Origin of the sequence: Romboutsia sp. D33t1_170424_H2, assembly GCF_015669105.1 — a bacterium.
Taxonomy (GTDB): domain Bacteria; phylum Bacillota; class Clostridia; order Peptostreptococcales; family Peptostreptococcaceae; genus Romboutsia_C; species Romboutsia_C hominis.
The window spans coordinates 186,796-200,929 of record NZ_JADOZQ010000002.1 but is presented as its reverse complement, the minus strand read 5'-3'; the positions used below and the strand labels follow the sequence as shown (position 1 = coordinate 200,929).

Genomic DNA, 14,134 nt, shown 5'->3' with positions numbered 1-14,134 from the left:
TTGTCTCCTCCTATATTTTATAATATGTTGTTTGGATTAATATCTATGGATACATTAACCTCTTTATTAAACACTACGTCTCGTTTTGTTATACATATATATTTTATTATACCTTTTAATAGATTTATTTCAATATCCTCATCCTTAAATAATATCTGCCATCTATAATTTTGGTTTATTTTTGATATTGAACATGGGTTTGGACCTAATATGAAATCAAAATTATTTATACCCCTAGATTTGAGAAGATAAATAATTGAATCATACATATTCTTAGCATTTTGCTTTACTATATGTTCATTTTCACCGCTTATTACAACACTTACCATATTGTTAAAAGGAGCATATCCAAATGCTTTTCTGATTTTTATTTCATCTTCATAAAATCCTTCATAATCATAGTTTATGGCTCTTCTTATAGCATAGTGATCTGTATCATAAGTTTGAAGAATAACCTTACCTTCCTTATCAGATCTTCCTGCCCGTCCTGAAACTTGAGTTACTAGCTGAAATGTAGTTTCAAAACTTTTAAAATCCGGAAAATTCAATATCATATCTGCTGATAATATTCCTACTAAGGTTACATTGTCAAAGTCTAATCCCTTACTCAACATCTGTGTTCCTATTAATATGTCTGCTTCTTTATTTTTAAATTTATTAAGAATTTCTTCTAATGAACCTTTTTTAGAGGTAGTATCTTTATCCATTCTAAGAATTTTTGCATCTTTGAATATATTTTTTAACTCTTCCTCTATCTTTTGAGTTCCTATTCCAAAAGGTTTTACATAGTTGCTTCCACATTCTGGGCACTCATGAGGTATTTCTTTTTCATAACCACAATAATGGCACCTTCCTATGTTATTTCTTTTGTGATATGTTAATGATATATCACAATTTTCACATTGAAATACATAACTACAGTTTCTACATGATACAAAACTTGCATAACCTCTTCTATTTAAAAATAATATTACCTGATTATTATTTTTAATAGCAGTTTCTATTTCTTGTTGTAGTCTTATGCTAAATATACTCTTATTTCCATTATTTAGTTCTAATTTCATATCTACAACTTCAATTTTTGGAAGCGGTCTTTTATTAGCTCTAGATTTTATTTCTATTAATTCATACTCTTTATTGCAAGCTTTATAGTATTCTTCAACAGATGGAGTTGCAGAACCTAATATCAACGATATATTTTCCTTGTGCGACATATACCTAGCAACTTCTATAGTGCTAAATTTAGGGTTTTTCTCTGACTTATATGAAGACTCATGAAATTCATCTATTATTATTACACCTAAGTTTTTAAATGGAGCAAATAATGCAGATCTTGCACCTATTAATATTCTTATTTTGCCTGCTTTTATAGCTTTATACACATCATGTTTTTGACCTTCTGATAATTGACTATGAAATACTCCTACTATATCTCCAAACCTATTTTTTAATCTATCTATAGTTTGTGGAGTTAGAGATATCTCTGGTACTAAAAATATACTATCTAAACCTTGATTTAGTGCATAATCTATAACTTCCATATATACTTCTGTCTTACCACTACCTGTTACACCATGAATCATGTAAGGTTTTTTATTTTCTTCAAACATCTCTGATGTTATTTTATTAACAGCATATAATTGCTCTTTATTTAATTTTATATCTTTATAGTCCGTACTATATATATCTTTAGGCCTTCTATAATAATCTCTTATTTCTAAATTAATTAAATTCTTATCATATAATGATGTTATGCTTTTTTTAGATGCATTTAACAATTCCATTATATCATTTATTTCACTATCATCATTGTACTTTAAAAAGTTTATAACTTCTTTTTGCTTACTTCCTAGGGCTATCTTATTGTTTTTTATATATTCATCTATATAATCACTATCAATAGCTAATGATACATAGCATATTTTCTTTTCATTTTTATGATCTTTATATTCCCATAAAATATCTATTATATTTTTTTTATTAAGTCTGTAAAGTATATTATTTATATTATTTATAGACTTTAATTTATCTATTTTTATCTTTCCTTTGTTATCTAGTATAGAATTTACTACTATCTGCTCATCTTCATTTAATGAACTAATTACACCTTTTATTTCTAATTGGTCTAAATTTCTTATATCGCTATTTAAAACTGCAACTTTATAATTATTTAACTTATATCCTTTTGGATATATTAAGTTTATACAATCTATATATGTGCACAGATATCTATTTTTCATCCATTTTACCAATTCTAAATCTTCTTTTGAAAATATAGGCTCTTTATCTAATACATCTATAATTTCTTTTAACCTTATGTTATCTTCTACTTTATTATTTATCTCAAAGACAAAGGCTTCTGTAGGTTTATTTCCTCTACCAAAAGGAACTAAAACTCTATGACCTACTTTTAAATCATCTATTAAAAGATTTGAAAATTTATATGTAAATAAATTGTCTGTATGTATAGTATTGCTTCTTACTACTAATTTCGCATACTTTTCCATTATAAAACATCTATCTCCTACTCGTATTAACTAGATTATGTCCTTTTTAATAGCTATTTACTCAATTATACCTCTTGCTAAAAATAAAAGCATCTAAATTAATAGATGCTTATCTTTGTAGTAACTTATTGACATTATCTAATATAACATCTGCCACTTCTTCTTTTTTCATTTTTGGATATTCTGTAATATTTCCATCTTTATCTATAATCTTAACTATATTAGTATCTACACCAAATCCAGCGCCTTTTTTAGTTAAATCATTAGCTACAATAAAATCTAGATTCTTTTTCTTTATTTTACCTTTAGCATTTTCTATAAGGTCATTAGTTTCTGCTGCAAATCCAACTAGTATTTTATCTTTTTTTATCTTGCCTATTTCATAAGCTATATCTTTATTTCTTTCTAATTCTATAGATAAATCATCATCAGATTTTTTTATTTTCTTATTAGAATAGTTTTTAGGCTTATAATCTGCTACTGCTGCACTTTTTATTACAACTTGATTATCATCTAAGTTTTCTAAAACTGCATTATACATATCCTCAGCACTTTCTATTTTTATAAGCTTTTTTATATTTTTAGGAACTTCTAGATTAGTTTGTCCTGATATTAAAGTTACATTAGCACCTCTATTTGCTGCTTGAGTTGCAATTGCATATCCCATCTTACCTGTAGATCTATTGCTTATAAATCTCATTGGATCTATGCTTTCTACTGTAGGTCCAGCAGTAACTATTATATTTTTACCAATTAAATCTTGCTTTTGTGTAAGTAAATTAACTACTTCATTTACTATTACCTCTGGTGATGCTAACTTACCTTTTCCAGTATCTCCACAAGCAAGTCTTCCACTTTCTGGATCTACAAAATTACAACCTAGTTCCTTTAATATTTTTATATTTCTTTGAAGTACAGGATTTTCATACATATTAGTATTCATAGCAGGTGCTATTAATACTTTTGCCTTAGTAGCCATAACTGTTGTTGTAAGCATGTCATCAGCTATGCCATTAGCCATTTTACCTATGAAGTTAGCAGTTGCAGGTGCTATTAAAAATACATCTGCTTTTTTAGCTAGTGATACATGCTCTACATCCCAAGTTTTTGGTTCTTCAAACATATCACAAACTACATAGTTTTGGCTTAATGATTGAAATGATAATGGAGTTACAAATTCAGTAGCAGCTTTAGTCATTATAACATGAACATTTACACCTAATTTTCTAAGTCTACTTACTACATCTAATGATTTGTATACAGCTATTCCTCCACTTACTCCTAGTACAACAGTTTTACCTTTTAACATAAGAATTACTCCTCTTCTGTAATTTTTTGTTCTAAGTGCTTTTCAGCTTCATTTAAATCTATTTCTTCTTGAGTTAATAATCTATAGCTTATTTTACCATCAGCAACTTCTTGAGTCGCTATAGTTACAGGTTTGTTATCTCTAGTTTTTGTAGTTGTTATAGGCTCGGCACCGTCTATTATTTCTCTAGCTCTTTTTGCTACTGTTCCAACTAAATAATATCTGTTGTCTATTTTGTTTAATACTTCATTTATTGATGGTTTTAACATTTTATAATTCCTCCTTGAATTTTGCTATTATATTATTTTTATATCTATTAACTTTATTTTTTTCCGCTAATATTATACTTTCTAATTCTTTTACTGATGTATTTACATCTTTATTCACTACAAAATAGTCGTAATCAGATATTTTGTTTATTTCTTCAAATGCACAACTAAATCTTTTGTGTATTTCTTCTTCTGTTTCTGTTCCTCTTCCAACTATTCTATTTTTTAATTCTTCAAGAGATGGCGGTAATACAAATATAAATACACCCTCTGGATATACATCTTTTATTTGCTTAGCTCCTTGCATTTCTATCTCTAATATGACATCTTGTCCATTTTCTAAAGATTCTATTATAGCAGCCTTTGGTGTACCATAAAAATTGTCATAAATTTGAGCATACTCTAAAAATTCACCATTATTTATCATCGTTTGGAATTTTTCTTTTTCTAAAAAGAAGTAATTAACTCCATCAACTTCGCCATTTCTTGGCTTTCTAGTTGTTGCTGATACCGATAATTTTATATCGTGATTTTTGTTTAGTAGCTCTTTGCATATTGTACCTTTACCAGCTCCTGATGGACCAGATACAACTAATAATAGCCCTTTTTTCTTAAGCATTACTATCTTCCTTTCTGATATACAAGTTTCATTATTATATATTTTATTATTATTTATTCTATATTTTGTATTTGCTCTCTTATTTTCTCTAATTCAGATTTAACTTCTACTACTAAATTAGTTATATTTAAGTCTGATGATTTTGATCCTATTGTATTTGTTTCTCTGTTCATTTCTTGTATTAGGAAGTCTATCTTTCTTCCTATTGATTCGTCTTTTACTATAGTCTTTTTTAATTGCTCTATATGACTTTTAAATCTTACTATTTCCTCTGTTATACTGCTTTTATCTGCATATATTGCAACTTCTTGTGCCAATCTATTTTCATCTATTATGCTAGGATTTTCTAGTATCTCAGATATTCTAGTATTTAATTTTTCTTTATAATCAATAACAACATTATATGAATACTTTTCAATTTCTTCAATATAATTTTTAAGAAGGTCACATCTCATTATAACATCTTCTGCTAATTTTTTACCTTCTTCTATTCTCATTTCTTTTAAATTACTTAAAGCTTCTTCTAAAGATTTTTTAAGCATTTCCCATAAAAATTCTTCATCTTCTTCTTTTTCTTCAGCTTTTATTATGTCAGGAAACTTAGCTATATTCATAACGCTTATATCATCTATTAAATCAAACTTATTTTTTATTTGATTTAATATTCCTACATATTGACTAGCTAATACTTCATCGAATTTTAAGTTTACATCTTCACTACCTAATACGTCAAGCTTTATGTATAAATCAACTCTACCTCTTTTTACATAATTTTTTATTAAGTTTCTTGCCTTTTCTTCTAAAAATGATATCTTTCTTGGTAATCTTATATTTATATCTGCATATTTATGATTTATAGTCTTACACTCTATTAAAAAATAATAGTTATCATCTTTATATTCTCCTCTACCAAAGCCAGTCATACTTATTGCCATATTATACCTCCAAAATACCTTCACATATTTTAACTGCAGGACCTGTCATATATATACAGTCCTCATTTATATCTATTTTTACACATCCACCTTGTGATGTTACATATACATTTTTATCTAATTTTCTTAAAAAATTTCCTATAACTGCTGATGCTGTCATTCCTGTACCACATCCTAAAGTATAACCACATCCTCTTTCCCAAGTAGCTACTTTTATATTATTATTATCTTCAATTTTTACAAAGTTTACATTAGTGCCTTTTAAAAACATTTTATTTTTTTCTATTTCACTTCCATATTTATGTACATCATTTAAGTTTATATCATCTACAAAAACAACAGTATGAGGAACTCCCATTAACATAGAGCTTACTATAAATTCTTTATCTTTTACTTTTATCTTTTGCTCTAAGAAAGTTTCCATAGTATGAATCATAGATATGTTTTTACACAAGAAGCTTCCACTTCCCATATTAACTTTTACTAAACTTGTTATATTATCCTCTTTGTTTATATTTACTTCTTTTATCCCATCAAGAGTTTCTATTTTAAAATTTTCTTTTAATACTATCTCATTGTCATAAACATATTTAGCAAAACATCTAAGTCCATTTCCACACATAGATGCTATCGACCCATCAGAATTATAATATAACATTTTAACATCTGCTATGTTAGATTTCTTAACAATTAAAAGCCCATCAGCACCTACTGAAAATTTTCTATTACATACTTTTTTTGCTATTTTTTCGTATTCATCATATTGATTAAACCTTTGGTCTATAACTATAAAATCATTCCCTATCCCATGTAATTTCCAAAATTCCATACTATCCCCCTCTAATTTAATCCCTAACTTAATATTATACAATATATTAATAAGAAAGGGAAATTATATAGATATAAAATTTGTTTTTATCCCCTTATAATTAATTATATACTTTCTTTAATTAATTTTGATAAATATTCACAATATACTTATATTATGTAATAATTATTATATATTGTTCATCTAAGAAAGGAGCGATTATTATGGCTTTAGATGGTTTAGTTATACATTCTATAGTAAACGAGCTACAATCAAAGATTTTAGGAGGTAAGATAGATAAAGTATACCAACCTGAAAACGATGAAGTTGTTTTACATATAAGAAACAATAAAGAGAACTTTAAATTAGTATTAAGTGCTAGTGCCTCAAATCCAAGGGTATATTTAGCTAAGGATTATAAAAAAGAAAATCCTATAAATGCCCCTATGTTTTGTATGCTTTTTAGAAAACATATACAAGGAGGTAATATAGTAAATATATCTCAGGTAGGTTTTGAAAGAATAGTAAAAATAAGTGTAGAGTCTCTTGATGAGTTGAAGGAAAAAACTACAAAGGATATATATATAGAAATAATGGGTAGACACAGTAATATAATACTTACTCATTCAAATGATAATAAAATAATAGACTCAGCAAAGAGAATACCTCCTAGCATAAGTAGGGTTAGACAGATACTCCCAGGTATGACTTACAATCTACCTCCTGCTCAAGATAAATTAAATCCTTTAGATGATATATCTGAAGATGAATTTATAAAAGAATTAGAATCTTTTGATGGTAACTTATACAAGTCTATTTACTCTAGGTTTTTAGGCATAAGCCCTGTTATTTCCAAGGAAATTTGTCATAGAGCAAACATAAATGAAAATTTAAGTACATCTGAGTATTCTTTTGATGATTTAAGATCTTTATATAAAGAGTTTAAAGGTTTATTTAAAGATATGAAAAATAATATCTATTCTCCATGTGTTGTAGTAGATGAAAGTGTTGATAAAATCATAGATTTTAGTTGCGTAGATTTAACAATGTTTAAAGATTTATCTTTTGTTAAAAATGATAGTATGTCTTATATAATTGAATATTACTATAAAACTAAGGATATAAAAGACAGAATTCATCAAAGATCTTCTGATTTAAGAAAAAGTATTTCTATAAAGTTAGATAGACTTTACAATAAACTAAAAAAACAAAATGAAGAACTTATAGCATCTGAGAATGCTGATATATACAAGATTTATGGAGAACTTATAACTTCATATATCTACATGATAGAAAAAGGTATGGAAAGTGTTGAGGTTCAAAACTTCTACGACCCAGAATATAAAACTATAAAAATAAAACTTAATAAAAATCTAACTCCTTCTGAGAATGCTCAGAAGTACTTTAAAAAATATACTAAGATGAAAACTGCTAAAATAGAAATAACTCATCAAATAGATATAACCAAAGATGAAATAGAATATTTAGAGAATATAATGCTTAGTATAGAAAATTGTGAAAACCTAGCAGAGCTACTTGATATAAGAGAAGAGCTAGGTAGAGTTGGTTATTTAAAATCATCTAGTAAAAATAAAAAAGAAACTAAGCTTACAACTAAACCTCATGAATTTTTAAGTAGTGATGGATTTAAAATATTGGTAGGTAAAAATAATAAACAAAACGATCATCTTACTTTAAAGATTGCAAGTAATGATGATATATGGATGCATACTAAAAATATACCAGGTTCTCATGTTATTATAAAATCTGATTCTAAAGATATACCTGAAACAACTTTATATGAAGGTGCTATGCTTGCTGCATACTTTAGTAAATCAAAAATGTCTGCACAAGTTCCTGTTGATTATACAAAAAAGAAAAATGTCAAAAAGCCTAATGGAGCAAAACCTGGTATGGTAATATATGAAACTAACAACACGATGTATGTAACTCCTACAGATGAACTTGTTGCAAAGCTTAGAATAAAAGAAAATTAAAACAAACTTTAAACATTTAAATCTAAACTTTTTATTAATAATATTAAAAGCCTTATGGATTTCCATAAGGCTTTTTTATCTATTTCATCATATCATTATATTCTTTTTCTGTTCTTGGAACGTTTATTTCTCCATCTATAACTTTTTTAGCTTGTTTATTTACATAATCTATTATTTCTTGAGGTACAAGCTTGTTAGTATTTTCTGGTATACCTACTGCACCTTCTTTTAACCCATAAACTTGAGCTTCTCCACCTTTGTAGTCCCCTTCAACTAATGATTTAGCTAAATCATAAGATGCTACGTTTAATTTCTTTAATGCAGATGTTATTACATTATCTGGAGCTAAATAACTTTGATCTCTATCAACACCTATAGCATATTTATTATTTTCTCTAGCTGCTTCTATAGCACCTGTTCCTGTATCTCCTGCTGCTGATAATATTGTATCTACATTTGAAGCATACATTTGCTTAGCTATTGATTTACCTTTTGCTTGATCACTAAATGAGTTTGCATATTGCTGTGCTACTTTTACATCTTTGTTAGTAGTTTCTACTCCATACTTGTATCCATATTGATATTTACTTATAGCTGGAGTTGGCATTCCTCCTATAAATCCTACATTATTAGTCTTAGTCATCTTAGCAGCTATTATTCCTGTTAAGTATGCTGCTTCTTCTTCTTTAAATATTACAGGTACGACATTTTCTGGAATTTTGTCATATGTTTCATCCATTAATGCAAATTTTTGGTCTGGATAACTTTCTGCTGATTCTTTTATAGCATCTTTTAATTGGTATCCAACACCTATTATTAAATCAGTTTCTTGGTCTACTAATGTCTCTATATTTTGTATATAATCAGATTCTTGTGGTGATTCTAAGTATTTTATATCTATATTAAAATCTTCTTTAGCTTTTTGTAATCCTTCCCACGTAGCTTGGTTAAATGATTGATCAGTTATACTTCCTTCCCCTAACACTATCCCTACTGAAAGATTTGAATTTGCCTTTTCATTTTTTGATGAACATCCAGTTAGCAATGTTGCTGACAATACTACTGATGCTGCTATTGATATCAGCTTTTTAAACTTCATAAACTCCTCCTAAATTCTATTGAACTTTAATCTTAAATTTTTATTTTTCGTTCGACAATAGGTTTTTATTTTACAATACATATTATAATTTGTCTATACTTTTGCTTTTATTTTCTATTTTTTATAATTTTTTTCGTATATACACGATCATTATTTGTATATCATTCATTTTTTAGTATTTATTATTAAGTATAAAAAATTTTAAATTTATTATAAAAAATAAAAGCTATAAAGTTTGAAATTATTCAAACTTTATAGCTTTTATTTTTTATATTATACTATTGTAGCTTGTGGAGATACATTTTTAGTATCTTCTTTTGCTTTAAATTCACTATTATTTAATATTCTATTTAATATAACTCCAACTATAGCCGATAAACTAAGCCCTGTTATAGATACAGCTTCAGTAATAGGTATACCTATTACTATACCCTTATTCCCTAAGTAAGTTGTTCCAAGTCCTATTATCATTATCGTAGCTATTATTATTATATTATTTTTATTTTGAGTACATTCTCCATCTTTTATAGTTTTAAACCCTACAAAAGTTATCATAGAGAATAATAATATACTTATTCCACCCATTACTGCTTGAGGTATACTTTGTAAGAATCCCCCAAACTTACCTATGCAAGAAAGTATTATAGCAAATACTGCTGTTCTTCTTAATAAAGAAGGGTCATAGTTTTTAGTTATAGCTAAAACTGCTGTATTTTCTCCATACGTAGTATTTGCAGGACCTCCTAAGAATCCAGCTACCATAGTTGCTAATCCATCTCCTAGCAAGGTTTTATTTAATCCCGGATTTTCTATGAAATTCTTACCAACCACTGCTCCATTTGTAGTCATATCTCCTATATGTTCCATAAATACTGCTAGAACTACTGGAGCTATTATTACTATAGCTTCTAAGCTAAACTTTGGTAATGTAAACTTTGGTATCTCAACTAAACTTGCTTGTGCTATTGTAGATACATCTACTAATCCCATCGCTAAACATATCACATATCCTGAAATAACTGCTATTAATATTCCTAATTGCTTTATAAATCCTTTTGCAAACTTATTTATACAAAATGCTATTCCTAAAGTTATTATTGCTATTAAAAAGTTTGATGAAGCCATATTAAATGCTGTTGGTAATAAGTTAAGACCTATTACACCTATCATAGCTCCTGTTACTTGTGGTGGAAAATATTTTTTTATCTTATCTATTCCTACCGCTTTAACTGCAAAAGACATTATTACATATATAAGTCCCGCTACCATTATACCACCTTGAGCATAAGCTAAGTCTCCGCCATAAGCTTCTTTAGCTGCTAATATTACTGGTATAAACGCAAAGCTTGAACCTAAAAATACTGGTACTTTTCCACCTGTACAAGCATGAAATATTAAAGTTCCTACACCTGCACAAAATATTGCTACTGCAGGATTAAATCCTGTCAATATAGGAACTAACACTGTTGCTCCAAACATTGCTAATAGATGTTGTAATGACATTACTGTTTTTTTCATAAAAAAACCTCCCATAAATTTTTTAGGGAGAAATACTTCTCCCTTTTTCAGTCTCTCTGTACTGATTTAAAAGGCACTATTGTATATTGATTATAGTGTATTTAATTATTCGTTTATTGTTACACAATCTTCTTTGTCTGTTTCTGCTAACTTAACGCATATTATTTCTTTATTTGATGTTGGCACATTTTTACCTACATAATCTGCTCTTACAGGTAACTCTCTATGTCCTCTATCAACTAATACTGCTAGTTGTATAGATTTTGGTCTTCCAATATCCATTAGTGCATCTAGCGCACCTCTTACAGTTCTTCCAGTGTATAATACATCGTCAACTAGTATAACTTTCTTATCATTTATATCAAAATCTATGTTAGAACCATTGATCACAGGATCTACATCTACTTCTTTTAAATCATCTCTATATAAAGTTATATCGATTTCTCCTGTGTTAACTTTTTTTCCTTCTATCTGTTCAATTTTTTTAGATATTCTATGAGCTATAGGTACTCCTCTAGTTTTTATACCTACTAAAACTACATCTTCAATACCTTTGTTTCTTTCTATTATTTCATGGCTTATTCTTGTTATAGCTCTACCAATTGCTTTTTCATCCATTAATTGGGCCTTTTCTATCATGGTGACCTCCTATTATATAAGATTTTTTGTTTAAAAAAGCTTCTTATCACAAGACAAGAAGCTTATATATTCTAATTAAATATAAGTATGATTAATAAATTAAACCAACTAATATAATTTGATATATTATATGTTTATATAGCTTTTGCCTTATGATATCTCTGTATCACTTAAAGGTATTTCTTTTATTTTTTATTATTATATATCTATATCATATATTTTTCAAGACCTATTTAAGTTTATTAATTATATTCTTAAAATATTTAGGTAATTCTGAATCAAATTCTATATACTCTTTAGTAGTTGGGTGTATAAATCCAATCTTTTTTGCATGTAATGTTTGACCTTCTACTTTGAATTTATTATTTTTAGGACCATACACAGTGTCTCCTAAAAGTGGATGATTTATAGATAAAGCATGAACTCTTATTTGATGAGTTCTTCCTGTTTCAAGTCTCGCTCTCATATGTGTAAAGTTTTCATATCTAGCAACAACTTCAAAATGAGTAACAGCTCTTTTTCCATCTTTAACCACTGCCATTTTAAGTCTATCTTTAGGATTTCTTCCTATTGGTTTATCTACAGTTATTTTATCTTCTTTTACTACTCCATGACATATAAATTCATATTCTCTAGTTATAGAATGGTCTTTTAATTGTTCTGCTAAAAAATTATGAGCATTGTTATTTTTAGCTATCATTAACAGCCCTGATGTATCTTTATCTATTCTATGAACTATACCAGGTCTTATTACTCCATTTATAGATGATAAATTGTCTTTACAATGATATAGTATTGCATTAACTAAGGTTCCTTCATAATTTCCTGGAGCTGGGTGAACTACCATATTTTGAGGTTTGTTAACTATCATTACATCGCTATCTTCATAAACTATATCAATAGGTATATCTTGTGGTAATACCTCTAATAACTTTGGAGCTGGTATTTGTATGATTATTTTATCATCTTCTTTGACTAAGTATTTAGCTTTTTCAATCTTACCATTTACACTCACTTTTTTATCTTTTATTATCTTTTGTATGTAACTTCTTGACATATCTCCTAATTGAGAAGATAGGTATACATCTAATCTATCTCCCTCTTCTTCATCAAGAACTAAAAATTCTTTTATTTCGTCCATTACTTCACCTGCTTTTCTTCCTCAAAAAATAAAATATATATGCATAGCATTATAGTTCCTACTACTACAAACACATCTGCAATATTAAATACGTATTCCCATATAAATCTAAAATCAAAATAGTCTACTACAAATCCAAGTCTTATTCTATCTATTAAATTGCCTATAGCTCCAGATATTATAAGTATTATACTTGATTTTCCTAATAAATTTAAATTCTTATTAGTATTTAAATAGTATAATCCAAATATAGATGCTGCTAATGCAACTATTATAAATATGATTTGATTATTTTGCAACATTCCAAATGCTGCCCCTCTATTTTCTACATAAGTTAGATGAAACACATTTTCTATTATGGGTATACTACCTATTCCTTTTAGGTGTCCTAATACCCATAATTTAGAAAGTTGATCTATTCCTATCAATACAGCTATCATTAATATATACGTCAATATTTTTTCCTCCCAAAATTATATATATATTATATTATACAAAAAAAGGCTCCCTTATTGGAAGCCTATTGTTGTTTTTGCGTTGCACGATCTTTATCTAGACTATCTTTGAGCTCATGTATAGTAACAAACTCAAATCCTTTTTCTTTTAGTTTAGGAATAAACATATCTAATGCCTGTATAGTTTGTGAGGTTTTATTTCTCACTTTATTATAATCATGTAAAAGTATTATATTTCCATTTTCAACCTTTGATGTAATTGTGTTAACTATATAATCTACTCCTGGGTTAGACCAATCTCTAGGATCTATATTTGACCATAGTATTATATCCATATCATTGTTTTTTATTATATCACACATATTTTTAGATACGGCCCTGTATGGAGGTCTAAATGATGTTGGATACTCACCTATAGCTTCTTTTATTATATTTTGAGTATCTATAATCTCTTTATTTATTTCATCATAAGATTTTTTAGATACGTTTATATGAGTAAATGTATGGTTAGCAATTTCATGCCCTTCTTTAAATGCTCTTTTTACTATATCTCCATTATACTCTACCTTTTCTCCTATTACGAAGAAAGTTCCTTTTACATTGTGTTTTTTAAGTATATCTAGTATTTGAGGAGTGAAATCTTCATCTGGACCATCATCAAAGGTTAAAGCTACTACTTTTTTATCATCTCTTCCTTTTTTTATTATTATATCTTCATATTCTTTAAATTTATCACTAACTAAATTATTAGCTTCTATTGTATTTATATTCTCTAACTTAAACATCCCAAATATAAAAATTGCAGATATACAAATAACATATAATATTTTTTTCATCA

The 14,134-nt window shown here is 27.4% G+C and carries 13 protein-coding genes; 1 reads left to right on the top strand and 12 read right to left on the bottom strand.

The annotated features are described in order from the left end of the window. Nucleotides 1-17: 17 nt before the first annotated feature. The 6 genes from priA to dapF form a co-directional block, all read right to left on the bottom strand. Complete coding sequence (gene priA, locus I4U66_RS03890) at nt 18-2,507, bottom strand: primosomal protein N' (RefSeq protein ID WP_195928511.1); 2,490 nt, start codon at nt 2,505-2,507, stop codon at nt 18-20. A gap of 109 nt (nt 2,508-2,616) precedes the next feature. Continuing rightward, nucleotides 2,617-3,816, bottom strand: coding sequence for a bifunctional phosphopantothenoylcysteine decarboxylase/phosphopantothenate--cysteine ligase CoaBC (gene coaBC / locus I4U66_RS03885; protein ID WP_166505875.1), 1,200 nt, complete (start codon nt 3,814-3,816; stop codon nt 2,617-2,619). A 5-nt stretch (nt 3,817-3,821) separates the two neighbouring features. Next, a complete protein-coding gene (gene rpoZ, locus I4U66_RS03880; protein WP_166505876.1) occupies nt 3,822-4,085 on the bottom strand; it encodes a DNA-directed RNA polymerase subunit omega in 264 nt (87 codons plus the stop codon). Nucleotide 4,086: 1 nt separating this feature from the next. Then, on the bottom strand, nt 4,087-4,704 hold the full coding sequence (gene gmk / locus I4U66_RS03875; protein ID WP_092924309.1) for a guanylate kinase: 618 nt from the start codon (nt 4,702-4,704) through the stop codon (nt 4,087-4,089). A gap of 53 nt (nt 4,705-4,757) precedes the next feature. After that, nucleotides 4,758-5,639, bottom strand: a complete 882-nt coding sequence (locus tag I4U66_RS03870) for a YicC/YloC family endoribonuclease (RefSeq protein WP_092924306.1) — start codon at nt 5,637-5,639, stop codon at nt 4,758-4,760. Nucleotide 5,640: 1 nt separating this feature from the next. Next, nucleotides 5,641-6,468: a diaminopimelate epimerase gene (dapF, locus tag I4U66_RS03865; protein ID WP_166505877.1), complete on the bottom strand. Its 828-nt coding sequence runs from the start codon at nt 6,466-6,468 to the stop codon at nt 5,641-5,643. Between the two features lie 203 nt (nt 6,469-6,671). Between dapF and I4U66_RS03860 the strand changes: the two genes are divergently transcribed. Then, nucleotides 6,672-8,444 carry an Rqc2 family fibronectin-binding protein gene (locus I4U66_RS03860; RefSeq protein WP_092924300.1) on the top strand — a complete coding sequence of 591 codons (1,773 nt, stop codon included), beginning with the start codon at nt 6,672-6,674 and terminating at the stop codon, nt 8,442-8,444. A gap of 79 nt (nt 8,445-8,523) precedes the next feature. On the opposite strand, the gene I4U66_RS03855 is transcribed toward I4U66_RS03860, so the two are convergent. The 6 genes from I4U66_RS03855 to I4U66_RS03830 all read right to left on the bottom strand — a co-directional run bounded on the left by I4U66_RS03855 (nt 8,524) and on the right by I4U66_RS03830 (nt 14,132). Continuing rightward, a complete protein-coding gene (locus I4U66_RS03855; protein ID WP_092924297.1) occupies nt 8,524-9,543 on the bottom strand; it encodes a BMP family lipoprotein in 1,020 nt (339 codons plus the stop codon). Between the two features lie 273 nt (nt 9,544-9,816). Then, a complete protein-coding gene (locus I4U66_RS03850; protein WP_195928510.1) occupies nt 9,817-11,061 on the bottom strand; it encodes a uracil-xanthine permease family protein in 1,245 nt (414 codons plus the stop codon). Nucleotides 11,062-11,166: 105 nt separating this feature from the next. Continuing rightward, on the bottom strand, nt 11,167-11,700 hold the full coding sequence (pyrR, locus tag I4U66_RS03845) for a bifunctional pyr operon transcriptional regulator/uracil phosphoribosyltransferase PyrR (RefSeq protein WP_092924293.1): 534 nt from the start codon (nt 11,698-11,700) through the stop codon (nt 11,167-11,169). 229 nt (nt 11,701-11,929) lie between these two features. After that, nucleotides 11,930-12,841 (bottom strand): RluA family pseudouridine synthase, encoded by a 912-nt coding sequence (locus tag I4U66_RS03840; protein ID WP_195928509.1) that lies wholly within the window; start codon nt 12,839-12,841, stop codon nt 11,930-11,932. After that, on the bottom strand, nt 12,841-13,296 hold the full coding sequence (gene lspA / locus I4U66_RS03835) for a signal peptidase II (RefSeq protein WP_166505881.1): 456 nt from the start codon (nt 13,294-13,296) through the stop codon (nt 12,841-12,843). The genes I4U66_RS03840 and lspA overlap by 1 nt, the downstream gene beginning before the upstream one ends. A gap of 65 nt (nt 13,297-13,361) precedes the next feature. Continuing rightward, nucleotides 13,362-14,132, bottom strand: a complete 771-nt coding sequence (locus tag I4U66_RS03830; RefSeq protein ID WP_195928545.1) for a polysaccharide deacetylase family protein — start codon at nt 14,130-14,132, stop codon at nt 13,362-13,364. Between the last annotated feature and the right edge of the window lie 2 nt (nt 14,133-14,134).

Coding starts and splice junctions, on each gene's coding strand:
- priA (WP_195928511.1), bottom strand. CDS start 2,507: ATGGAAAAGTATGCGAAATTAGTAGTAAGAAGCAATACTATACATACA.
- coaBC (WP_166505875.1), bottom strand. CDS start 3,816: ATGTTAAAAGGTAAAACTGTTGTACTAGGAGTAAGTGGAGGAATAGCT.
- rpoZ (WP_166505876.1), bottom strand. CDS start 4,085: ATGTTAAAACCATCAATAAATGAAGTATTAAACAAAATAGACAACAGA.
- gmk (WP_092924309.1), bottom strand. CDS start 4,704: ATGCTTAAGAAAAAAGGGCTATTATTAGTTGTATCTGGTCCATCAGGA.
- I4U66_RS03870 (WP_092924306.1), bottom strand. CDS start 5,639: ATGGCAATAAGTATGACTGGCTTTGGTAGAGGAGAATATAAAGATGAT.
- dapF (WP_166505877.1), bottom strand. CDS start 6,468: ATGGAATTTTGGAAATTACATGGGATAGGGAATGATTTTATAGTTATA.
- I4U66_RS03860 (WP_092924300.1), top strand. CDS start 6,672: ATGGCTTTAGATGGTTTAGTTATACATTCTATAGTAAACGAGCTACAA.
- I4U66_RS03855 (WP_092924297.1), bottom strand. CDS start 9,543: ATGAAGTTTAAAAAGCTGATATCAATAGCAGCATCAGTAGTATTGTCA.
- I4U66_RS03850 (WP_195928510.1), bottom strand. CDS start 11,061: ATGAAAAAAACAGTAATGTCATTACAACATCTATTAGCAATGTTTGGA.
- pyrR (WP_092924293.1), bottom strand. CDS start 11,700: ATGATAGAAAAGGCCCAATTAATGGATGAAAAAGCAATTGGTAGAGCT.
- I4U66_RS03840 (WP_195928509.1), bottom strand. CDS start 12,841: ATGGACGAAATAAAAGAATTTTTAGTTCTTGATGAAGAAGAGGGAGAT.
- I4U66_RS03830 (WP_195928545.1), bottom strand. CDS start 14,132: ATGAAAAAAATATTATATGTTATTTGTATATCTGCAATTTTTATATTT.